Annotated in this window: 1 protein-coding gene; it reads left to right on the top strand. The window is 70.0% G+C overall.

The features are described 5' to 3' along the window. Positions 1-184: 184 nt before the first annotated feature. Positions 185-763 (top strand): alpha/beta fold hydrolase (locus E9536_RS41125; protein WP_136473347.1); only part of this gene is annotated, 579 nt, incomplete at its 3' end.

Genomic DNA, 763 nt, shown 5'->3' with positions numbered 1-763 from the left:
GCGGAGATCGCCGGCGAGGATCGTGCGTCGCTGTCGCTGCGTATCGTGCAGCGCGACGGCGGCACGCAGACGATCACCGATCACGGCGCACCGTTGCTCGACTCGAATGTCGACGTGACGGTGGTGGCAGGCGTCTGGCAGCTCGAGCGCGTGTGGCCGGCGGACGAATGAGCGGGGACGCGTCATGACGGGGCGCACGGGCGTCCTGCTGATCCACGGGCTCGGCGGCACGCAATACGATCTCGGTTCGCTGCACAAGGCGGTGCGGCGCGCGGGCGGCGATACGCACATGATCACGCTGCCGGGGCACGGCACGCGCCCCGAGGATCTGGTCGGCGTGCGCGCGGAGGCATGGCTCGACGCGGTGACCGAGCAGTATCGCGCGCTGGAGAACGAGTACGACACCGTGCATGTCGCGGGCATGTGCATGGGCGCGCTGGTCGCGCTGCTGCTGTGCCATCGCGTGCAGCATGCGCGCGGCCGGCTCGCGCTGCTGGCCACGCCGGTGTTCATCGACGGCTGGTCGACGCCGTGGTACCGGGCGTTGCGGCATGTGCTGTATCGCGTGCCGGGTGTCGCGGAGCGGATGCGCGTCGAGGAAGGCGATCCGTTCGGCATCAAGAACGCGACGATCCGCGCGATCGTGAAGAAGAAGTTCGAGCGCGAGGACAGTTTCCACTATGCGTGGGTGCCGCTCGCGTGCGTGCGCCAGGTCGACCGGATGCGCGACTGGGCGCTCGAGGCGGCAGCCGGCACGCCGTGC

The sequence above is a fragment of the Burkholderia sp. LS-044 genome (genome assembly GCF_004803625.1).
Taxonomy (GTDB): domain Bacteria; phylum Pseudomonadota; class Gammaproteobacteria; order Burkholderiales; family Burkholderiaceae; genus Burkholderia; species Burkholderia cepacia.
The sequence above is the reverse complement of the archived record's forward strand: the minus strand, read 5'-3'. Positions and strand labels throughout refer to the sequence as shown.